The sequence below is a fragment of the uncultured Sphingomonas sp. genome, assembly GCF_913062585.1.
Classification (GTDB): domain Bacteria; phylum Pseudomonadota; class Alphaproteobacteria; order Sphingomonadales; family Sphingomonadaceae; genus Sphingomonas.
The window spans coordinates 35,610-58,851 of sequence record NZ_CAJXWX010000027.1; the positions used below are offsets into that span (position 1 = coordinate 35,610).

13 protein-coding genes are annotated in these 23,242 nt (G+C 66.2%); 10 read left to right on the top strand and 3 right to left on the bottom strand.

Translation table 11 applies throughout. The features are described from left to right. The first annotated feature begins 5 nt into the window (after positions 1-5). The 9 genes from QZ546_RS15270 to QZ546_RS15310 all read left to right on the top strand — a co-directional run bounded on the left by QZ546_RS15270 (position 6) and on the right by QZ546_RS15310 (position 16,750). On the top strand, positions 6-1,226 hold the full coding sequence (locus QZ546_RS15270; protein ID WP_294239435.1) for an alginate export family protein: 1,221 nt from the start codon (positions 6-8) through the stop codon (positions 1,224-1,226). Beyond that, positions 1,226-3,730, top strand: a complete 2,505-nt coding sequence (nirB, locus tag QZ546_RS15275) for a nitrite reductase large subunit NirB (RefSeq protein WP_294239400.1) — start codon at positions 1,226-1,228, stop codon at positions 3,728-3,730. The genes QZ546_RS15270 and nirB overlap by 1 nt, the downstream gene beginning before the upstream one ends. Next, complete coding sequence (gene nirD, locus QZ546_RS15280) at positions 3,727-4,065, top strand: nitrite reductase small subunit NirD (protein ID WP_294239403.1); 339 nt, start codon at positions 3,727-3,729, stop codon at positions 4,063-4,065. Before nirB ends, nirD begins: the two co-directional genes overlap by 4 nt. Positions 4,066-4,192: 127 nt before the next feature. Further along, entirely contained in the window at positions 4,193-6,790 is a 2,598-nt protein-coding gene (locus QZ546_RS15285; protein WP_294239406.1) for a nitrate reductase, read from the top strand. Continuing rightward, positions 6,777-7,565 carry a uroporphyrinogen-III C-methyltransferase gene (cobA, locus tag QZ546_RS15290; RefSeq protein ID WP_294239408.1) on the top strand — a complete coding sequence of 263 codons (789 nt, stop codon included), beginning with the start codon at positions 6,777-6,779 and terminating at the stop codon, positions 7,563-7,565. The genes QZ546_RS15285 and cobA overlap by 14 nt, the downstream gene beginning before the upstream one ends. Before the next feature lie 116 nt (positions 7,566-7,681). Next, positions 7,682-8,926, top strand: coding sequence for an efflux RND transporter periplasmic adaptor subunit (locus tag QZ546_RS15295; RefSeq protein WP_294239411.1), 1,245 nt, complete (start codon positions 7,682-7,684; stop codon positions 8,924-8,926). Continuing rightward, positions 8,923-12,072 carry an efflux RND transporter permease subunit gene (locus QZ546_RS15300; RefSeq protein WP_294239413.1) on the top strand — a complete coding sequence of 1,050 codons (3,150 nt, stop codon included), beginning with the start codon at positions 8,923-8,925 and terminating at the stop codon, positions 12,070-12,072. Before QZ546_RS15295 ends, QZ546_RS15300 begins: the two co-directional genes overlap by 4 nt. After that, positions 12,069-15,317, top strand: coding sequence for an efflux RND transporter permease subunit (locus tag QZ546_RS15305; protein WP_294239417.1), 3,249 nt, complete (start codon positions 12,069-12,071; stop codon positions 15,315-15,317). Before QZ546_RS15300 ends, QZ546_RS15305 begins: the two co-directional genes overlap by 4 nt. Next, complete coding sequence (locus QZ546_RS15310; RefSeq protein WP_294239420.1) at positions 15,314-16,750, top strand: efflux transporter outer membrane subunit; 1,437 nt, start codon at positions 15,314-15,316, stop codon at positions 16,748-16,750. Before QZ546_RS15305 ends, QZ546_RS15310 begins: the two co-directional genes overlap by 4 nt. A gap of 146 nt (positions 16,751-16,896) precedes the next feature. On the opposite strand, the gene QZ546_RS15315 is transcribed toward QZ546_RS15310, so the two are convergent. Together QZ546_RS15315 and QZ546_RS15320 are read right to left on the bottom strand one after the other, a co-directional pair. Beyond that, complete coding sequence (locus QZ546_RS15315; RefSeq protein ID WP_294239423.1) at positions 16,897-17,208, bottom strand: hypothetical protein; 312 nt, start codon at positions 17,206-17,208, stop codon at positions 16,897-16,899. After that, on the bottom strand, positions 17,205-17,783 hold the full coding sequence (locus tag QZ546_RS15320) for a hypothetical protein (RefSeq protein WP_294239425.1): 579 nt from the start codon (positions 17,781-17,783) through the stop codon (positions 17,205-17,207). The genes QZ546_RS15315 and QZ546_RS15320 overlap by 4 nt, the downstream gene beginning before the upstream one ends. 941 nt (positions 17,784-18,724) lie before the next feature. Here QZ546_RS15320 and QZ546_RS15325 point away from each other — a divergent pair. Then, positions 18,725-20,938 (top strand): SEC-C metal-binding domain-containing protein, encoded by a 2,214-nt coding sequence (locus QZ546_RS15325; protein ID WP_294239427.1) that lies wholly within the window; start codon positions 18,725-18,727, stop codon positions 20,936-20,938. 25 nt (positions 20,939-20,963) lie between these two features. Here the strand turns inward: QZ546_RS15325 and QZ546_RS15330 are convergent, their stop codons facing one another. After that, positions 20,964-23,141 (bottom strand): hypothetical protein, encoded by a 2,178-nt coding sequence (locus tag QZ546_RS15330; RefSeq protein ID WP_294239430.1) that lies wholly within the window; start codon positions 23,139-23,141, stop codon positions 20,964-20,966. Positions 23,142-23,242: the final 101 nt, after the last annotated feature.

The following is a 23,242-nucleotide window of genomic DNA, read 5'->3' on the forward strand; positions in this document are numbered from 1 at the left end:
TGACGATGCGCCGCCGCGCCCTCCTCCTGCCCGCCCTCCTCCTGTCGGCCACGGCCGTCATCGCCACTCCCGCCGCCGCGCAGACGGTGACGCTGAAGCCGCTGGTCGACGCCCGGCTGCGCTGGGAACAGGTCGACCAAGACGGCCTGCCCCGGATCTCGGACGCGGTCACCGCCCGCATCCGCAGCGGCCTGACCGCCACGACCGGCCACTGGTCGGCCCTGGTGGAAGCGCAGGGCAATCTGGCCATCGTGCCCGATTACTTCGACGGCGTGCACCCCGATGCCAGCCGCCCGCTGATCGGCGATCCGCAGAGCATCGGGCTGTACCGGGCGCAGGTCCAGTACAAGACGCCGGGCCTGACCCTGACCGCCGGGCGGCAGCGGATCACGCTGGACGACGAGCGTTTCGTCGGCCAGGCCGCGATCCGCAACAACGGCCAGACCTTCGACGCGGTCCGCGCCGAGATCGCGCCGCTGAAGGGTGTGAAGGCCGATGTCAGCTATGTCTGGGGCGTCCGCACCGTCTGGGGCATCGACGGCACGGGCGTTCGGCCCCGCTCGGTCGGCGGCGATACGGTGCTGGCCAATCTGGGCTGGACCTCGCCGATTGGGACGCTGACCGGCTTTGCCTATCTGATCGATGAGGACGAGGCGGCGGTGCAGGGATACCGCCTGTCCAGCCAGACCTATGGCACGCGCCTGGCCGGCACGCGGCCGATCGGTAAGGCGAAGCTGTCCTATCAGGCCAGCTGGGCGCGCCAGTCGGACTATCACCGTAATCCCAACCGCTATTCGGCCGACTACTGGCTGGCCGATGTCGCGCTGGACCTGAACGGCCCGCGTCTGGGCGGCGGCTATGAAGTGCTGGGCGCCGATAAGGGCCAGGCGCTGACCAGCTTCCAGACGCCCTTGTCCTCGATCTTCAAGTTCCAGGGCTGGGCCGACAAGTTCACCACCACCCCGCCCGACGGCATTCGCGATCTCTATGCCAGCACCGGCTGGGGCTGGAAGCAGGTCGGCGCGGTCAAGGCGGTCAGCCTGTCCGCCGTCTGGCACCGTTTCGAGAGCGACCGGCTGATCCGCCATTACGGCAACGAGATCGACCTGCTGGCGCAAGGCAAGGTCGGCCGCACCACCGCCTCGCTGCGCTACGCCGATTACCAGGCAGATCGCTTCGGCGCGGATACCACGAAATTCTGGCTCCAACTGGACTGGACCATCTGATGGAACATACCCCCGTCGTCGCGGCGACCGATACCCGCGAGCATCTGCCAGCGGGCGAAGCCCGAGAACATTTGATCGTCATTGGCAACGGCATGGCCGGGTGCCGTGCGGTCGAGGAATTGCTGGCGCGCGATCCCAGCCGCTACCGCATCACCATCTTCGGCGCCGAGCCGCTGGTGAATTACAACCGGATCATGCTGTCGCCCGTGCTGGCGGGGGAAAAGACGTTCGACGAGATCGTCATCAACGGGCTCGACTGGTATGCCGACAACGGCATCACCCTGGTCAGCGGCGATCCCGTCACGGCGATCGACCGCGAGGCGCGGACCGTGACCGCGAAGAGCGGCATGGTGCTGGACTATGACCGGGTGCTGATCGCGACCGGCTCCGACCCGTTCATCATCCCCGTCCCCGGCCACGACCTGCCCGGCGTCATCAGCTTCCGCGACATGAAGGATGTCGAGCACATGCTCGCCGCCGCCGAGCGGGGCGGCAGCGCGGTGGTGATCGGCGGCGGCCTGCTGGGCCTGGAGGCCGCGCACGGCCTGTCGCTTCGCGGCATGACCGTCACCGTCCTGCACCTGATGCCGACGCTGATGGAGCGGCAATTGGACGAGGCGGCGGGCTGGCTATTGAAACAAGCGCTCGAAGCTCGTGGCCAGACTGTCTTGTGCGGTGCCGACACCGCCGAAATCGTAGGCGATGGCAAGGTCGAAGCGATCCGCCTGAAGGACGGACGTGAAATCCCCGCCGATCTGGTGGTGATGGCGGTCGGCATCCGCCCTTCCGTCGCACTCGCCCGCGCCGCCGGGCTGGAGGTCGGGCGCGGGATCAAGGTGGACGACCATATGGTCACCTCCGACCCGCGCATCCTGTCGGTCGGTGAGTGCGTCGAGCATGACGGACAGGTTTACGGCCTGGTCGCGCCGCTCTGGGATATGTGCCGCAGCCTCGCCGATGCGCTGACAGGCGTGCCCTCTGGCTATCGCCCCACCGCGACCGCGACCAAGCTGAAGGTCGCCGGGCTCGACGTCTTCTCGGCGGGCGATTTCGGCGGCGGCGACGGCGCGGAGGATATCGTGCTGCGTGATGCGGCGCGCGGCATCTACAAGCGCGTCGTGGTCAAGGACGACCGGATCGTCGGCGCGGTGCTGTACGGCGACACCGCCGACGGCAACTGGTATTTCGACCTGCTCAAAAAGGGCGAGAGCGTCGGCGATATCCGCGACGCGCTGATCTTCGGCCAGGCCTTCGCCTCGGGAGGGGGGCAGGCGGACCCTAAGGCGGCCGTTGCGGCGCTCTCCGACACGGCGGAGATTTGCGGCTGCAACGGCGTCACCAAGGGCCAGGTCGTCTCATGCATCGCCAAGGGGGCGCACAGCCTCGACGCCGTCCGCGCGACCTGCAAGGCGTCGGCGAGCTGCGGCTCGTGCACCGGGCTGGTCGAGACGTTGCTCGCACTGACCCTGGGCGATGAGGTGCAGGCGGGGCCGAAGACGATGTGCAAATGCACCAGCTTTGGCCATGACGATGTCCGCCGCGAAATCGTCGCACAGGACATGCGCTCGATCCCCGAGGTGATGCAGAAGCTGCACTGGTCGACCCCCGACGGTTGTTCCTCCTGCCGCCCCGCGCTCAATTACTATCTGCTCTGCGCGCTGCCCGGCGAATATCAGGACGACCAGCAGAGCCGCTTCGTCAACGAGCGGATGCACGCCAACATCCAGAAGGACGGCACCTATTCGGTCGTCCCGCGCATGTGGGGCGGCATCACCTCCCCTAAGGAACTGCGCGCGATCGCCGATGTGGTCGAGAAGTTCAACGCGCCGATGGTCAAGGTGACGGGCGGCCAGCGGCTCGACATCTTCGGGATCAAGAAGGAGGATCTGCCCGCCGTCTGGGCCGATCTGAACGCGGCGGGCATGGTCTCCGGCCATGCCTATGGCAAGTCGCTGCGCACCGTGAAGACGTGCGTCGGCTCTGAATGGTGCCGCTTCGGCACGCAGGATTCGACCGGGCTGGGCGTCAAGCTGGAGCGGGCGACCTGGGGGTCGTGGATGCCGCACAAGTTCAAGATCGCGGTGTCGGGCTGCCCGCGCAACTGCGCCGAGGCGACGATCAAGGACTTCGGCGTGGTCTGCGTCGATAGCGGTTACGAGCTGCATGTCGGCGGCAATGGCGGGATCAAGGTCCGCGCGACCGATCTGCTCTGCAAGGTCGCCACGGAACAGGAAGCGATGGAGATGTGCGCCGCCTTCATCCAGCTTTACCGCGAAGAGGCCCGTTACCTGGAGCGGACCGCGCCTTGGATCGAGCGGGTGGGCCTGGCCTATATCCAGTCGCGGCTGCTCCCCGATGCGGACGAGCGCGCCGAGCTGGCGCACCGCTTCTTCTACTCGCAGCAATTCATGCAGGACGACCCTTGGGCGGCGCGGGCCGCCGGGGCCGATCGCGAAATGCACGCCCCCATGGCGCGCTTCATCCCGCAGGAGGAAATGGCATGATTGGCGAATGGCTGGACATCGGCTGGGTGAGCGAGATCCCGGTGCGCGGCGCCCGCACGGTCCAGGTCGAGGGCGGTCACGACATCGCCGTCTTCCGCACCGGCGAGAACAAGGTCTTCGCGCTGCTCGACCGCTGCCCGCACAAACATGGCCGGTTGAGCCAGGGCATCGTCCATGGCGGCGCGGTGGCGTGTCCGCTGCACAATTGGCGGATCAGCCTGACGACCGGCGAGGCGCTGGGCGAGGACAAGGGCTGCACGCCGGTGGTGCCGGTGAAGATCAGCGGCGGGCGCGTGCTGATCTGCCGCGCCAGCACGCTGCAGGCGGCGGCGTGAGCAGCATCCACCTCCCTCTCCCCTCCGGGGAGAGGGTCGGGGTGAGGGGCGGGTGTCTCACCGAGAACGCCCTCTCTGCGAGCCCCCGGCCCCTCACCCAACCCTCTCCCCGAAGGGGAGAGGGCTGATGAATATCAAAACCACCTGCGCCTATTGCGGCGTCGGCTGCGGCATCACCGCGACCGTCACCGGCGACCGACAGGTCCTCATCAAGGGCGACCCCGACCACCCCGCCAATCGCGGCAGGCTCTGTTCCAAGGGCACGCATCTGGGCGAGACGGTCGGCCTCGAAGGCCGCCTGCTCCACCCCATGATCGGCAAGCGCCGCGCCAGCTGGGACAAGGCGCTCGACTTGGTCGCGAAACGCTTCCGCGACACCATCGCGCAGCATGGGCCGGATAGCGTCGCCTTCTATGTCTCCGGCCAGCTGCTGACCGAAGACTATTATGTCGCCAACAAGCTGATGAAGGGGTTCATCGGCTCGGCCAATATCGACACCAATTCGCGGCTGTGCATGTCGAGCGCGGTGGCGGGCCACAATCGCGCATTCGGTGAGGATATCGTACCCGCCAGCTATGACGACCTCGACGAAGCCGACCTGATCGTACTGGTCGGCAGCAACACCGCCTGGTGCCACCCCATCGTCTATCAGCGGATTCGCGCCCGGTGCGAAGCGGGCGCCAAACTGGTCGTCATCGACCCGCGCCGCACCGAGACGGCGGAAGAGGCCGATCTGCACCTCGCCATCCGGCCGGGCAGCGACGTCGCGCTGATGAACGGCGCGCTGGCCTGGGCGCGGACGGCCGGCGTGGTGGACGAGGATTTCGTCGCCGCCTCGCTCAGCGTGCCCGAGGATTTCTGGACCGCACTGGAGGATGGCAGCGATCTCTGGTCGGTCGCCAGGAGCTGCGACGTGGCGCCGGCCGATCTACGCCGCTTCTACGAACTTTTCGCCGCCACCCCGCGCACCGTCACCATGTTCAGCCAGGGCATCAACCAGTCGACCGCGGGCACCGATCAGGTCAACGCGATCCTGAACCTCCACCTCGCGACGGGGCGGATCGGCAAGCCGGGCGCGGCCCCCTTCTCGATCACCGGACAGCCCAACGCGATGGGAGGGCGCGAGGTCGGTGGCCTCGCCTCCACCCTGGCCGCGCATATGGACTTCGCGCCCGAGAACCGCGCACGGGTGCAGCGTTTCTGGGCCGCCCCCACCATCGCGCCCAAGCCGGGGCTGAAAGCCGTCGACCTGTTCCGCGAACTGGGCCAGGGCCGGATCAAGGCGCTGTGGATCATGGCGACCAACCCCGCCGTGTCGATGCCCGATGCCGGGTCGGTCCGCGAGGCGCTGGCCGCCTGCCCCTTCGTCGTGGTCAGCGACGTGATCGCGGAAACCGACAGTTCGGTGGACGCGCATGTCCGCCTGCCCGCCGCCGCCTGGGGCGAGAAGGACGGCACCGTCACCAATAGCGACCGCACGATCAGCCGCCAGCGCGCGCTGTTCCCGCTGCCCGGCGAGGCGAAACCCGACTGGTGGATCGTCAAGGAAGTCGGCCGCCGCATGGGCTGGAAGACCGCCTTCGCCTATGACCGCCCCGCCGAGATCTGGCGCGAGCATTGCCGTCTGTCCGATTATGAAAATGACGGTTCGCGGCTGTTCGCCCTCCCCGGCCGGTCGAGCGGCGGCAATGACGCCTATGACGCGATGGAGCCGTTCCGCTGGGGCGGCACGCCCTTTGCCGATGGCCGTTTCCCGACCCCGGATGGCCGCGCGCGCCTGATTGCCGTCGCGCAGAAGCCGCTGCCCGAGCCGCTGCGCGACTGGCCGATGACGCTCAACACCGGGCGTTACCGCGACCAATGGCATACGATGACCCGCACCGGCCTGGCCCCCAAGCTGGCGCGCCACCGCGAGGAGCCCCTGGTCGAGGTCCATCCCGACGATGCCGCTTGGCTGGACCTGACCGATGGCGGGCTGGCGCGGGTCGGCACGCCGCAGGGGAGCAGCCTCTACCGCGTGTCGATCAGTGCGGGGCAGCGGCCGGGCGAGTTGTTCGTGCCGATCCACTGGACCGACCGGACCGCGACCGGCGGTCGCACCGGCCTGCTCCCCCGCCCGCTGACCGATCCCTATTCGGGCCAGCCCGGCTTCAAGCGCACCCCCGCCAGCATCGCACCCGTCGCGGTCCGCTGGCGCGGCTTCGTCATCCTGACCGGTGAGGCGATGGCGCCCCCGGATTGCCTCTGGGCCACGCGGGTCGCGGTGCCGGGCGGCTGGTTGTGGGAGGTGGCGGGAGATGGCGACCCGGGCGTGCTCGACACGCTGCTGCCCAAGGGCCAGCGGATCGAGGCCACCGACCCCGCGCGCGGATCGCACCGCGTCGCGGTGATCGCCGAGGGGCGCCTCGCCGCCGTGCTGTTCCTGACCGAGCGCGGCGAACTGCCGTCCCGCGACTGGCTGATCGCCCAGCTCAGCGCGACGCAGGTCGCCCCGACCATCCTCGCCGGACGCGCGCCCGGTGCGGCGGTGGATCGCGGCGCGATCGTCTGTGCCTGTTTCGATGTCGGCGTCCGCACCATCGTCACCGCGATCCGCGACCAGCAGCTTGCCGACGTCGCCGCGATCGGCGCGGCGCTGGGCGCAGGCACCAATTGCGGATCGTGCCGCCCCGCCCTCGCGCGGCTGCTCGTCGAAACGGAAGAACGCTCCCATGCCCATGGATGATTTTCCCACCGGTTCGGTCTGGCTGGTAGGCGCAGGGCCCGGCGATCCCGACCTCCTGACCCGCAAGGCCGAGCGGCTGATCGCCGCCGCCGACATCGTCTTCTACGACGCGCTGGTCGGGCCGGAGATATTGGCGATGATCCCCGCACACACCGAGCGCGGCAGCGTCGGCAAGCGATCGGGCCGCCACTCGAAGGACCAAGGGACGATCGACAGCCTGATCGTCGCCGCCGCCTTGTCGGGCCAGCGCGTCGTCCGGCTGAAGGGCGGCGATCCGTCGATCTTCGGCCGCTCGACCGAGGAGATCGACGCCTGCCGCGCCGCCGGTATCCCCGTCCGCATCTGCCCCGGCATCACCGCGGCGAGCGCGGCGGCGGCATCGGGCATGATCTCGCTGACCTTGCGGGGGCTGTCGCGCCGCCTGACGCTGGTCACGGCCCATTTGCGCGAGGGCGAGCCCTTGTCGCTGGACTGGTCTGCCCTTGCCGCGCCCGATGCGACGCTGGCCGTCTATATGGGCCGCGCCGCCGCACCCGAGATCGCGCGCCAGCTGATCGCGGCCGGAATGCCCGCCGACACGCCGGTGATGATCGCGGTCCATGTCTCGCTGCCGACCGAGCGGCTGATCGCCGGACGGCTGGACGCGCTGGGCTTCCTGACCCGCACGATCGGGGACAGGGATCCGGCCCTGCTGCTGATCGGGGAAGCCATCGGCGCTCGGCGGCCGGTCGCAGCCCCCGCGCCGCCCGTCGGGACGACCGCCGCCTGCCCCTGACGGAACGCCTTTCCCGCCCTCTTTTGTCAGTATTACGGTTACGTCACAAACTCCCAGTCTCGGCGTAATATTCGCGTCGTTAGCGGTGCCAGCAAAAGCAAGGCTGGGACGCCGATATGACCGACCATGAGAGCATGACGACGGGGGATCATTCGGCGCCGGACGACGCGCAGCCGCAGCGTCCCAGGCGCAGCTGGCGCGCGGTCCTGATTATCGTCCTCCTGCTGCTGGCGGTCGCGTTCGGTGCGCGCTGGCTGACCAAGCGTTCGGCCGACCCGTCGCGCGGTCGTCCCCCCGCCGCCGTCGGCATCGCCAAGGCCGCGAAGGGCGACATGGCGGTCAATGTCTCGGCGCTGGGCACCGTCCAGCCGATCGTGACCGCGACGGTCCGGCCGCAACTGTCCGGCACCCTGTTCAAGCTGTTCTTCCGCGACGGCCAGCGGGTGCGGCAGGGCGAGATGCTGGCCCAGATCGACCCCCGCCCCTATCAATTGGCGCTGGCGCAGGCGCGCGCGAACCTGGCCCGCGACACCGCGCAGCTGACCGCCGCCGAAGTCGATCTCAACCGCTATGCGACCCTGTTGAAGCAGGACTCGATCGCCGCGCAGCAGGTCGATACCCAGCGCGCGACCGTCCGCCAGCTGACCGGCACCGTCGCCGCCGACCGCGCCGCGATCGGCACCGCGCAGCTGAACCTGGGCTATACCGCGATCAAGTCGCCGATCACCGGGCGCGCGGGCATCCGACAGGTCGATATCGGCAATTACCTGACCCCGTCCGACACCAATGGCATCGTCGTGGTGACGCAGGAGGACCCGATCGACGTAACCTTCTCGCTGCCGCAGGGACAGTTGTCGTCTATCGGCGACGTGGCGGGCAGCGGCGCGGGGCTGCCGGTCCAGGCGCTCGATCAGAATGACAATCATGTGATGGCGAATGGCCGTTTCCTGACCTTCGACAATCAGGTCGACAGCACCACCGGCACAGTGAAGGCCAAGGCGCGGTTCGACAATGGTGGCCATGCGCTGTTCCCCGGCCAGTTCGTCAACGTCTCGATGCTGGTGAAGACGCTGCACGATGTCGTCACCGTGCCCGTCGCGGCGGTGCGTCACGGCGCACCGGGCGATTTCGTGTTCGTCCTGCAGGGCGATCACACGGTCAAGCTGGTGAAGGTCAAGACCGGCCCCAGCGACACCCAGCGCATCGCGATCCTGTCGGGCGTCCAGCCCGGCCAGACCGTGGTGGTCGAGGGTGCCGACGGGCTGGAGGACGGCGCGACCGTCCGCCTGCCGGGTGAAAAGGGCGGCCCCGGCGCGGGCGGTCATGGCGGCGGTCGTCACCATAAGGGTCAGCAGGGATGAGCGCGCCCGGCGCGTCCCCCGACGCCGTCCCCGCCCCGACCCCGGGCGGTCCCTCCCGCGCGTTCATCCTGCGGCCGGTGGCGACGACCCTGTTCATGCTGGCGATCCTGCTGGCGGGGCTGGTCGCCTATCGCTCGCTGCCCCTCTCCGCCTTGCCCGAGGTCGATTATCCGACCATCCAGGTGACGACGCTCTATCCCGGCGCCAGCCCCGACGTGATGGCGCTGACCGTCACCTCGCCGCTGGAGCGGCAGTTCGGGCAGATGCCGGGCCTGGCCCGCATGACCTCGGCCTCGTCGGCGGGGGCGTCGGTCATCACGCTGCAATTCCGGCTCGACCTGTCGCTCGACGTCGCCGAGCAGGAGGTGCAGGCCGCGATCAACGCCGCGACCACGCTGCTGCCCACCGACCTGCCCGCACCGCCCATCTATGCCAAGGTCAATCCGGCCGACGCACCGATCCTGACGCTGGGCGTTACCTCCGACACACGCCCCTTGGGCGAGGTGGAGGGGATCGTCGAGCGGCAATTCTCCAACAAGATCGCGCAGGTTTCCGGTGTCGGCCTCGTCTCGCTGTCGGGCGGACAGCGCCCGGCGGTGCGTATCCAGGCCAATGTCGCCGCGCTGGCCGCGCGAGGGCTTTCGCTGGAGACGATCCGTACCGCAATCGGCAATGCCAATGCCAATGCGGCGAAGGGCAGCTTCGACGGCCCGACCAAGAGCTGGACGATCGACGCCAACGATCAGCTGGCCGACGCCGCCGCCTATCGCAACCTGGTGATCGCCTATGCCAATGGCGCGCCGGTCCGGCTGTCCGACGTCGCGCAGGTCGTGGCGGGGACCGAGAATGTCCGCCTGGGCTCTTGGATGAACGGCAAGCCCGCCGTCATCATCGACGTGCAGCGCCAGCCGGGCGCGAACGTCATCGGCACGGTCGATGCGATCAAGGCCGCACTGCCCGATCTGGAGGCGCAGCTTCCCGCCGACGTCCATGTCACGCTGCTGACCGACCGGACCGACGGCATCCGCGCCTCGGTCGAGGATGTGAAGGTCGAATTGCTGCTGGCGATCGCGCTGGTCACGCTGGTCATCTTCCTGTTCCTGGGGTCGGTTCGCGCGACGATCATCGCCAGCATCGCGGTGCCGCTGTCGCTGGTCGGCGCATTCGCGGCGATGTATTTCCTGAACTTCTCGATCAACAACCTGACGCTGATGGCGCTGACCATCGCCAGCGGCTTCGTGGTCGACGACGCGATCGTGGTGCTGGAGAATATCAGCCGCCATATCGAAGAGGGGATGCGTCCCTTCCCCGCCGCGCTGAAGGGCGCAAGCGAGATCGGCTTCACCATCATCTCGCTGACCGTCAGCCTGATCGGCGTGCTGATCCCGCTGCTGTTCATGGGCGATGTGGTCGGGCGGCTATTCCGCGAGTTCGCGGTCACGCTCGCCATGACTATCCTGCTGTCGGCGGTCGTCGCGCTGACGCTGGTGCCGATGCTGTCGGCGCGCTGGCTGAAGGCCGAGGGCGAGGAGAAGCCGCATCCCCTGTCGCAAAAGACGCAGGAAGGGTTCGCCTGGGTCGCCGATCATTATGCCCGCGCGCTCGACTGGGTGATGGCGCGCCGGGCGCTGACCCTGATCGTGTTCGCCGGGACCATGGTCGCGACCGCCGCGCTGTTCTGGGTCATCCCCAAGTCGCTGTTTCCCGAACAGGATACCGGCCAGATCGCGGTGATGACCAGCGCGGCGCAGGACGTCAGCTACACGCGAATGGCCGCGCTGCAACAGCAGGTGGCGCAGGCGATCCTGGCCGATCCGGCGGTCGCCAGCCTGAGCTCCGCGATCGGCGTCGACGGGCAGAATGCGACGCTGTCGCAGGGCCGCATGATCGTGAACCTGACCCCCGAAGGATCGCGCGGCAGCCTGTCGCAGGTCCTGACGGCGCTCCAGAACGACGTGGCGAACGTGCCCGGCATGACGGTCTATTTCCGCCCGGTCCAGGACCTGACCATCGACACCTCGACGGGGGCGAACGCCTATCGCTTCTCGATCCAGGGCGCGGACGAGGGGCTGGTCGACACATGGGGCGCCAAGCTGACCGAGGCGCTGGCGAAGGAACGCCACTTGCGCAACGTCACCTCGACCACGCTGGCGAACGGTCGGTCGGTGGTGGTCGACATCAATCGTGACACCGCCGGGCGACTGGGCCTGAGCGCGATCGCGGTCGACAATGCGCTGTACGATGCGTTCGGCCAGCGGATCGTCTCGACCATCTACACCCAGTCGAGCCAGAACCGGGTCATCCTGGAATCGACGCCGAACAGCGTCACCGATCCCAGGCAGCTCGGCGATTTGCGCATCCCGCTGTCGGGGGGCAAGAGCGTACCGCTTTCGGCGGTGGCGACGATCCGCACCGCCTCCGCGCCTTTGGTCGTGACGCGCGAGGCGCAATTCCCGGTGGCGACCATCGGCTTCGACCTGGCCCCCGGCGTCTCGCTGGGCAGCGCGGTGGCGACCATCGAACGGGTCGAGCAGCGGATCGGGATGCCGCCGGCGCTGACCACCAACTTCACGGGTGCGGCGAGCGCGTTCAAATCCTCGCTGTCCAATGAGGCGTGGCTGATCCTGGCGGCGATCGTCGTCGTCTATATCGTGCTGGGCGTGCTCTATGAGAGCTTCATCCACCCGATCACCATCCTGTCCACCCTGCCCTCCGCCGGGATCGGCGCGCTGCTCGGCCTGTGGCTGACCGGCGCCGGGCTGGGCGTGATCGGGATCATCGGCATCGTCCTTCTGATCGGTATCGTGAAGAAAAACGCGATCATGATGATCGACTTCGCGCTGGAGGCGATGCGCGAAGAGGGTGCGACGCCGTCCCAGGCGATCCGGCAGGCGGCGCTGCTGCGCTTCCGGCCGATCATGATGACGACCTTCGCCGCGCTGTTCGCCGCCCTGCCGCTGATCTTTGGCGGCGGCATGGGGCATGAACTGCGCCAGCCGCTGGGCATCGCGATCGCGGGCGGCTTGATCTTCAGCCAGGTGCTGACCCTGTTCACCACGCCGGTCATCTTCCTGGCGCTGGAGAATTGGCGCACCCGGCGAGCCCGCCCGGACGCGGGGGCCAGCGGCGCGGTCGTTCCGGCGTGACCATCTCGGGGCCATTCATCCGGCGGCCGGTCGGCACGATCCTGCTGACCATCGGACTGATGCTGGCGGGCGTGACGGCGTTCTTCCTGTTGCCCGTCGCGCCTTTGCCCGCGGTCGATTTCCCGACGATCATGGTGCAGGCGAACCTGCCCGGCGCCAGCCCCGCGACGATGGCGGCGAGCGTCGCGGCACCGCTGGAGCATCATCTCGGTACCATCGCCGGGGTCAGCGAGATGACGTCGCGATCGGGCGTGGGCTCTTCGCAGATCACGCTGCAATTCGACCTGTCGCGCAACATCGACGGCGCGGCGCGCGACGTGCAGGCGGCGATCAACGCCAGCCGCGCCGACCTGCCCGCCACGCTGAAATCCAACCCCAGCTATCGCAAGGCCAATCCGGCCGAGGCGCCGATCCTGATCCTGGCGCTGACCTCCAAGACGCGCAGCCCGTCCGAGATCTACGACACCGTCTCGACCATCGTGCAGCAAAGGCTGTTGCAGGTACAGGGCGTCGGCAATGTCGAGCTGGGCGGCGCGGCGCTGCCCTCGGTCCGGGTCGAGCTGAACCCGCTCGCTTTGTCGCGCTACGGCATCGCGCTGGAAGATGTCCGCACCGCGCTCCAGTCGCAAAGCGCCAACCGGCCGCGCGGGGTGGTCGATGCGCGGGGCATGAGCTGGCAGATCTATTCCAACCAGGCCGGGCGCCGTGCCAGCGATTACCGCAACACCATCATCGCCTGGCGCAACGGCGCGGGCGTGCGGCTGTCCGATATCGCGACGGTCAGCGACGGGCCGGAGGATATCCGCACCATCGGCCTGTTCAACGGCGAGCGCGCGGTCCCCATCCTGATCAGCCGCCAGCCGGGCGCGAACATCGTCCAGGTGGTCGACGCGCTGAGGGCGCAGCTTCCCGCCCTGCGCACCGCGATGCCGCCGGACATCCATCTGGAGGTCGCCTCGGACCGCACCCTGACCATCCGCGCGTCGCTGCGCGAGGTGGAGGTGACGCTGCTGATCGCGACCCTGCTGGTCGTACTGGTGGTCAGCCTGTTCCTGCGCAGCTGGCGGGCGACCCTGATCCCCGCCGCCGCCGTCATCGCCTCGCTGCTCGGCACGCTGGCCGTCATGTATCTGGTAGGGTTCAGCCTCGACAATCTGTCGCTGATGGCGCTGACCGTCGCGACCGGCTTCGTGGTCGACGATGCGATCGTGGTGGTCGAGAATATCAGCCGCCATGTCGAGGCCGGGATGAAGCCGCTACAGGCCGCCTTTACCGGTGCGCGCGAGGTCGGCTTCACCGTCCTGTCCATCTCCCTGAGCCTGATCGCGGTCTTCGTGCCTTTGATCTTCATGGGCGGGATCGTCGGGCGGCTGTTCCGCGAATTCGCGCTGACCATGTCGATCGCGGTGATGATCAGCCTGGTCGTCTCGCTGACGCTCACCCCGATGCTGGCGTCGCGCGTGCTGCGCAACCATGAAGAGGAAGGCCGCGTCATGCGGGCGGCGGCCCATAGCTTCGATGCGATGCAGCGGCGCTATGCCACCGCGCTCGACTGGGCGCTGCTCCATCGGGGGGCGGTGCTGATCCTGCTGGCGGGCACGGTCGCGCTCAACATCTTCCTCATCGGCATCGCGCCCAAGGGCTTTTTCCCGCAACAGGATACCGGCGGCCTGATGGGCGGCATCCGCGCCGACCAGAGCATCTCCTTCACCGACATGCAGGCCAAGCTGACCCAGATCACCCGCATCGTGAAGAAGGACCCGGCGGTGGCGACGGTCGTGTCCTTCGCGGGCGGATCGCGCGCGGGCGGCGGCTTCCTGTTCGCGACGCTCAAGGACCGGTCCGAACGGCCGCCCGCCACCGAGGTGATCGCGCGGCTCCGGCCCAAGCTGGCCCGGGTCAGCGGCGTCAGCCTGTTCCTCAACCCCGTCCAGGATCTTCAGGTCGGCGGGCGGCAGAGCAACAGCACCTATCAATATGTGCTGAAGGCCGACAGCCCGGACGTGCTGAAGGACGCGGGTGAGAAGCTGGTCGAGGCGCTGAAGAAGCGGCCCGATGTCCTGACCGATGTCGATATCGACCAGCAGGATGCGGGCGCCGACGCCTTTGTCGAGGTCAATCGCGATGCCGCCGCGCGGCTGGGCGTGACGATGCAGACGGTCGACGCGACGCTCTATGATGCGTTCGGCCAGCGCCAGGTCGCGAACATCTATTCGGGCCTCAACCAATATCATGTCGTGATGGAGGCGGCGCGCCAGTTCAACGGATCGCCCACCGCGCTCCAGAATGTCTATGTCCCGGCGAGTGGAACGACATCGTCGACCACGTCCTCGAACGCCCCGACCACCAACACCACCACCACCGCGACATCCGCCACCCCGACCACCGGTTCCACCTCGGGCACGGGTGCCGGGGGATCGGCGACGGCATCGGGCAGCGCGGTCAGCACCGCGGCCAGGACCATGGTGCCGCTGGGCGCCTTTGCCCGCTGGTCGACCGGATCGACCAATGCCGCCGTCAACCATTCGGATGCCGAGCCCTCGGCGACCATTTCGTTCAACCTACCCCAGGGGGTGTCGCTGGGCGCCGCCGCCGCGCTGATCGCACAGAGCCAGGCGAGCCTTGGTCTTCCGGCCACCGTGCACGGGGAGTTCGGCGGTACGGCCAAGGTGTTCAAACAGTCGAACGCCTCGATGCCGCTGCTGATCCTGGCGGCGCTGCTCGCCATCTATATCGTGCTGGGCATCCTCTATGAGAGCGCGATCCATCCGCTGACCGCCTTGTCCACCCTGCCCTCGGCAGGCGTCGGCGCGATGATCGCGCTGATCGCGACGGGGGGCGAGTTCGACATCATCGCGCTGATCGGCATCATCCTGCTGATCGGCATCGTGAAGAAGAACGCGATCATGATCATCGACTTCGCGCTGGAGGCCGAACGCGGCGAAGGCAAGTCGCCGGTCGCGGCGGTGCGCGAGGCGTGTCTGCTCCGCTTCCGCCCGATCATGATGACGACCATGGCGGCGGCGTTGGGTGCCCTGCCGCTGGCGATCGGGTTCGGCGACGGGGCCGAGCTGCGCCGTCCGCTGGGCATCGCGATCTTCGGCGGGCTGATCGCCAGCCAGGTGCTGACCCTGCTGACCACTCCGGTCGTCTATCTGGCGCTCGACCGCTTCCGCCGCCGCAAGGCGGACGAACATTATCTCGCCCGGCACGACCTGCCCCCGGCGAATGGAGTAACCGCATGACCCGCGCTGTCCGCTCTGTCCTGCCGCTACTGGCGCTGGCCGGTTGTTCGATGGCCCCCGATTATCGCCCGCCCACAACCGTCGCGATCCCGGCGAGCTTCAAGGAAGCGCCCGGCTGGGCACCCGCCACCCCCTCCGACGCGGTCGCACGCGGCGAATGGTGGTCGCTGTTCGGCGATCCCGTGCTGGACGGGCTGGAGCGCCGCGTCTCCGTCACCAACCAGAATGTCGCCGCCGCGCGCGCCGCCTATCAGGCGGCCCGCGCGCTGGTGATCGTGCAGCGCTCCTCGCTATTCCCGACGATCACAGGCTCTGCATCGGGCCAGCATTCGGGCAGCTTCTCGGGCGGTCAGGCGACCGGGATCGGTACGGGCACCGGCACGGGGGTCAACAGCGTGACCAACGCCGGCTCACGCTTCGCGCTCAGCATCGGCGAAAGCTGGGAACCCGATCTCTGGGGCCGCCTGGGCAATGCGGTCAGCCAGGCCAAGGCGAATGCGCAGGCGAGCGCAGGCGACCTCGCCAACGCCACCCTGTCGGCACAAGGCGAGCTGGCGACCGACTATATCGAGCTGCGCGGGATCGACGCGCAGCGGGTGCTGCTCGATACCGTCATCAAGGATTACAGCCGCGCCCTCACCATCACGACGAACCAGTATAAGGCGGGCACCGTCGCCCATTCCAACGTCTATCAGGCGCAGGCGACGCTCAGCAGCGCGGTGGCCCAGCGCCAGACGCTGGACCAGCAGCGCGCGACGCTGGAACACGCCATCGCGGTCCTGGTCGGCGAGAATCCGTCGAGCTTCGCGGTCGCGTCGACGAATTGGGCGCCGAGCGTCCCGACCGTCCCCGGCATCGTCCCCGCCACCCTGCTCCAGCGCCGCCCCGACATCGCTTCGGCCGAGCGCAAGGTCGCCGCCGCCAACGCCAATATCGGCATCCAGCGCGCCGCCTATTTTCCGCAGGTGACGCTATCGGGCAGCCAGAATACCAGCGGCACCGCCGTGCGTCAGCTCTTCTCGGCGGCGACCAGCCTGTGGTCCTTCGGACTGAGCGGCCTGATGACCCTGCTCGATTTCGGCGCCCGCCACGGCCAGCTGCTCCAGGCCCGCGCGCAATATGACGAGGCGGTCGCCAATTACCGCCAGACCGTGCTGACCGCCTTCCAGCAGGTCGAGGATGATCTGGCGGGCACCCGCGTGCTGGCCAACGTGACCCAGAGCCGCGCGACCGCCGCCACCGCCGCAACCGAGGCCGAGCGGATCATCAACAACCAGTATCTCAGTGGAACGGTCGACTATTCACAGGTGATCGTCGCCCAGACCAACTCGCTGACCGCACGACAGAACCAGATCCAGGCCGTGGTCAACCAGCAGACGGCCGCCATCGCCCTGATGCAGGCGATCGGCGGGGGATGGTCGCCGGGGCGTTGAGGGTGACAGGTCCATATGGTTGGACCGGAAGTGGTGCACCCAATCGGACAAAACTAACCACTCAGATTGTTGGGGAATTTTTGTCAGTCGCCGATGATGGAGATGGACGAAGCCAAGATCGCACCGCCTTTACATTCGGCCGGCGTTCAGTCCCTTGCGTCGCGCAGTGCCTCTAATTCAGCTAGCCTGACAGGATCTTCGGCTGCGAGCGCCTCCTCGAGGTAGAAGTTGTATGCGATATTGCGCACCACCTCCTGCGCCTCGCCGCTGTATCCCTCCGCTACAACAGGAAAGGTATCCACCAGCTCGCGGAGAAATCCCTTATCCATCTCTTCGAGATGGTCAGCGAGGGATTCTGTCATTTTCACGGCGGTGTCGAGATTGAGCTCATCCTCGTCAGTCAATGTGAGGAACACGACATACTCTGCGATGATATCCGCGACCTGCATAGCAATCATGGCTTCACGACCTTTACGTGGATGTTGGTGACACTCATCTTTTTGAACAGCTTGAGCGCTTTGTTTTTCTCGACAAGCGTAGGAACCTCCCATGTCCCGATCAGGCGGTGTTCTGCCAACACCTGCGACTGCCGCAAGAGCTGGGCTCGCGCATGTGGGGCATCGACCACTTTCCATTTCCGGTCGATCACGTAATCGCCTTGGATGCCGTCGAACTTTACAGGCCGCTTCGAGCCGTCCGCCATCGTTCGCATCAGCGTCGGTGCCTGACCGGCGCGCGCGCCGGGGGCAGCATCGTTATAGGTTTTCCAGGACTTTTTTGACCTAGTCGTCTCCCTTACCCAGCCGATCTGCGGCGGCTCATAGGTCGTTCGCGGCCTCGCCATGCGAAGTCGGCGCAATGCGGCTACCTTGGAGAGCGTCGCTCCCGGCGCTACCGCAAGTGCAACATTGCCGGCGACCGTTCCCGTGGCACGGCCGATATCCCGCGCCGATGCGTTGGCAACGGCGCTTGCAGCGCGCGAGACCTGGATACGAGCGGGCGTATCCTCGGCAGCGATCGCGGCATCGATCATGCCTGCGATTCCACGACCTGCGCTGCGAACGGTGGTCGCCGGGTTCGTCGTCCGCGCAGCGTGTAGGCCCGCCACCGTTACTTTCCCGACGTCGTAAAGTCCTTCGCCAACGCCACCGACGAATTCGGTGACAGGGTTTGGCTGCTTGCCGAGCTGTCCTTCTTCGGTACTTTTGGGTTGCACCGGGGGCGGCACGGGTCTCACCGGCCTGTGGGCGCCACTCGCCGGTGGTCCGGCACGCGATGTTTTCCGCTTCGACCGTGTCCCGGTTTGCGACTTGCTGCGGTCCCCTAAAGCGGGCGCGGCACCGGCACGGTCCGACGTGCGACTGCTCGCCCCGCCAGCCGCGTCGGCCTCGCTGGCGCCGTAATGGCGTCCAGCGCCGGCAAAGGTGAACCGACCGTCCGCCGGATCGTGCCACGGGTTAAATTTGAGTTCGAGACCGTCAGGACTGACCGCTAGCGGAAGCCTGCCTGTCCGCAGCCACCATGAAAAAGCGCTCGATTTCCTACCGCGTGATGCCTCGTTCATGCCGCCCCACCTACCATTGCGGCAAGAACATCAGAGCAACATTCTCCAACAAGTCAAGCGTGAAACGCAATCACCGTCGCATACGGGTGTCCAGCTTTGTCCTCTACGGCGTCCGCTTCACGAGTATGGTGCCCGGAAAGCTCCAAAGCTGGGCACTGTAAGGATTGGAAAATTTCTATTCCTCTGCCGCCGAGGGAGGGCAAGAGGGCTGCATGACAGGATTTTTCCCGCCGAACCGTTGGCAATTGAGCAGAAGCGGTCAATCGTATCGGCTTCAATGAAGCCGTGGCCCTAACAAAGGCCATTGATTGATCACGTCAAGCGTCCGGTCGGCCATGTGTTCATTGTAAAGACCTAGGAAAATCTGGATAGCCGAGCAGTTGGCGGCGACTGACGCGTCTGATCGTTGTATGGCTATCATCGTCGATCAGGCAGGGAAGAAAAACATGGGTTCCGAAGAACCGCGCCCCGAACAGGATATCTTCGACGATCTCGCGGCGCTCTGTGTCACCCCGGGCTTTGTCCATGCGCTTTCATGGATATCGCTACGAGACAATTATGTCATGTTCGACGGCGCGATGGACAGCGAGGCTGTCGCGGGCTCCTATGTGTCCGGCCGAACGATTCGAACGGAGTTTTCGACCCTCCTCGGCCTTCTGATTCGCCAGCCGATCGACCTGAGCGATCCCGCACCAGCCGAGATCCAAAAGCTCGTCAACCGGGCACAGACGTTGTTGCAGGAACTCCATGATCGACTGGGGCGGCCGATGTGGGAGTCGATCGGCGAAGCCGTGAGATTGTCGATGGAAGGAAAGACGCGCCCTCCGTCCCCATTCACGCGCGCGGATGTGCTGCGGGAACCCATCTTTTATGGCGGCGAGTCAGCGTATAACTTCCAGTATCGCGACATGGCATTGGAGCGTTACGCCGCAGACGAAACGCGGCTTCGTGCTACCAAGGGCTTTAGCATCGCTGAAGCGCTGGCAGTGGCTCGTGCGATTACGAATATCCATGGAGTGAAAATCCCCAAGGCGCTGCGCAATTTTAAGGGGTTAAAGTCTCCCGATTCGTCACTGTTGCCTGCATTTTGCGTAACGGTCGAAGAAGTCGCGCGGCAGTGTGGTCAGTCAGATGAGATTACTTGTGCTGTTTTCACTGCATTTAGTGCCACGGCGCCATCAAACCTTGATTTTGCTTCTCTCGGCGCATTCAATTTAGCGACCGCATGCCCAATCATCGCCCTTCCGGATGAACGCTTTTTGGCTCTCGATACATATGGAATGGTCGAGTCTATCTACGATTCGCCATTCTATTGGATGGTCGGCGACAAGACTTACAGAGCCAACGCATCGGCTCATCGTGGCGCTTTCACCGAACAGTTCGTAGCCAAGCGGCTCCGCTCCGTATTCGGTGAACAAAACGTCCACTGCAATGTCAACATCGAGGGGAAAGGTGGTCGCGTTTCGGAAATGGATGTGCTGGTCCTTTTCGGCGACCGTGCCATAATCGTTCAGTGCAAATCAAAAAAGATGACCCTCGAGTCACGAAAGGGGAACGATAAAACGCTCCGGGACGATTTCCAAAAGGCCGTCCAGGATGCCTACGATCAAGGTTTGATATGCGCTCGCGCACTCGGCGAGCCGGATCTCGCGTTTGTGGAGGAGGGCGGATCCAGTCTGAGCATTTCTAAGCCACGTCACGTCTATATCATGTGCGCGGTGTCCGACCACTATCCTGTGCTGGCCGTCCAGGCGCGGCAATTCCTCAAATATGAGGCGGACGCAGTTATACACGCGCCGCTAGCCGCCGACTTGTTCCTGATAGACGTCATGGCTGAAATGCTTGCCACCCCCCTACGTTTTCTGAGCTACATCGACCGGCGCGTGGGATATTCTGAGCGTATTCAAGGCACTAACGAACTTGCGATCCTCGGCTATCACCTGAGCCAGAACCTCTGGTTTGAGGATGAAACCGGTGTTGCGATCGTGGCGGACGACTGCTCCCTCGACCTCGATACTGCGATGACTGTCCGGCGTGAAGGCATTCCTGGCACCGCGACTCCCAAGGGCATTCTGACAAAATTTTCTGGTACACATGTTGCTCGGATGATCGAGAAGATCGAACACGAGGCGCACCCGGATTTAGTAGACCTTGGATTCCTCCTGCTCGACATCAACGGCGACACGGTCAAGCAGCTTGACCAAGGAATGAAGGATATCGCCCGTCGAACCAGGGTTGATGGTCTGCGACATGACTTCAGCCTGGGGTTCGGTGAAGGGGATGCCGGACTGACAATTCATTGCAATCCCGCACACGAATCAAAAGCCGTCGAGGCATTGCTCGACCATTGCCGTCGACGCAAATATGTTCATCGTGCCGCGAACTGGTTCGGCATTCTGGTCAGCGAAGCTGACGGCCTCCCTAAGCTCAGCCTCGCAGTACGCTTCCCCTGGAAGCACGACCGGAAAATGGATGTCGAAACGCAGGGAATGGTTGTCAGCGGGCACTCAGCCGCCCGCCTGCAACCGGCGAACAACCGAGCGCGGGATGGCACGAAGGTCGGCAGGAATGACCCGTGCCATTGCGGGAGCCGCAAAAAATTTAAGAAATGCTGTTGGGTCTGACTCGCCAAGCGAGGGCAACAGCAAACTATCCCATTTCTTGTGTCGATCGAGCGGCTGTTGCGCGAGCAACGACAGACGCAGGCGCTTTCACGGCATCATGGCCATCGGCACGAGTTATCGCATTCTTCACGGCGTTCACCATCATCGCTCGTGCGCGCGGGTTGAGGGCATAGTCGTGCAGCGCCGTTCGAAGGCGTGCTGGGAGAGCGTTGCCGGGGAACATTTGCCCCTCGTGAATCGTGAGCAGATCCGGCTGTTTTTGGAGGAGCAACAGCAGTTCCTCGAATTCCGGGTGAGGCCGGGATTCCGGTATGCCACCGAACGGATCGAGCGCGACCTCCTGGCGTCGGACGGTTTCGCGCTCGACCGCTGCCCGCAGATCCTTTTCGATCGCGTCGTCATCAGCATCGTTGGCGAGGTCAGGCCCAATATCCCATAGCTCGAACCGGGGGCTCGGCATGTTCGGGACGGCCGTGCCGATGCGGTAGACCGGCGGAACAGCGGGGATCGCGGGTGCATTCTTGCCGAGCTTCGTAAGGCTGGGCGGCGCGTCGAACGTCGGCGCAGACGATCCGATGTCGTGCAACCGGCCCATTCGTCGCAGGATCGGCGGCGCCTTTCCGATACTCGTCAGCGCTGGCGGCTTTGGTGCATCAGGCACAGCATCCCCGATGCTCGACAGAGTCGGCACGGATGTGCTTCGCGAGACTGTGGCTGGGACAGCCGTTAGCAATGGTGCCGGCGGGATCGACGGCCGCGACATCGGGCTTGCAGTGAGGAAGGTCGGCGGCACCACCGGAATGTGCGGGGCTTGTGCCGGCAGCGGGAACATCGGCACGTCGTCCGACACCGCGGTGCGCGACACCGGATCGACATTCATCGCGACCGCAAGATCAGGTATTGTGGCGCCGATTGCCGGCAGCGTCGCGTCCGTCACCACGATGTCGGGCAACGCCGGCAATAGTGGAACCCGCGCAGCCTCCCCCTCGATCGCCCGTTTCAGCTGCTCCAGCGCGGCGATCCGCTCGCGTGCGGCTCGTGCCCGTTCGCGCGCATCGTCTCGCCGGCGTCGGGCTTCGTTGCGGGCGACCGTGGCGACATGGTGGCCTTGGCGTTGCGCGGCGGTGCCCTGCTGGCCGACATGCTCGCCGCCCTCGCGATCCATGCCGCGCTCCCGGTAGGACAACGCGGTGAAGGTGCGATCCAGCCCGTGCTCGCGGGCGACCTCCGTCATGATCCGGGCGACCTGATGCCGGATGAAGCGTAGCCCCTCCGGCCCGTCGAGATCGGTGCGCAGTTCGTTCGAGACGATATAGCTGCCATCCGCCTGCCGCTCTATTGGCAGCAGGGTATAGTCGAAATGGAAGTGCGGATTGTCGACATCGGCACCAGGATCGGCATCGTGGGCGGCCGCCGAGCAGCCCAGTCCTCGCACGCCGAAAATTTCATCGCCGATACGCTGCAGCATATCGCGCCGGGCCGCGACCGGAAGGCCATAGGGAAAGGCGCCGACCATCCGGAAGCTGAGCTTGGCGTTCCTGCGCATCGCCCGCAGCACCTTCTCCTGCACCGCGAGGCCCGCCGCGACCTGCTCGATGAAGTCGTCGAGCTCTGCGGTAGCATCGCCGAGATTCCCCGCGAGGATCGGCTTGCCCTCCACATCGATGGTGACGGCTGCTTCGCGCGCGATGTAGCGCCAGTGGCGCATCACGCAGCCTATCGCGGCATGCCGTCCGCCAGCACGGACATAGCGGATACGGAGCATCATGCCTTCGCGCCCTGCACGGTCCCTTCGCGACAATGCGCTCGACGTCTGAGGGCGCGCTTTCAACACCAGCCCGCTGTGGCCGGTACCGGCAACGGTCGACTTCCTTTTCCCCGCGGCTGGCGCGCGACGGCGCGGTTCGGGTTGCACGCGCACGCGTTTATGGAAGCGTCGGATGGCGGCGTCGAGGTCACGCTCGGCGCGTTCGAAGTCGCGACGGATACGCTCATCCTCGATCTTGTCGGCCACGGCAGCCAGGGCCTCGGCGCGGGATTGGCGCAGGCGCTTCAGCGTCGCGGTGCGCCCCTGGCTCATCTGCCTGGCGAGCTCGCGATCGCTGACGCGGTGCCTCGTGCCGTCGTCGAGAATGACCAGAAAAGAGGGGGTGGGGTGCGCACGCGAGGCCTTCGGCCGATGCGACGAATTCGAAGAATTCATTTCTTGCGCCACCCCACCCTAACTGTAAGCGTAGCCGGCAGACCGCCTTGTTATTGAGCGCGGCTCTTCTGGTAGGCGAGTTTGCCTGCGTGGCGGCGGAT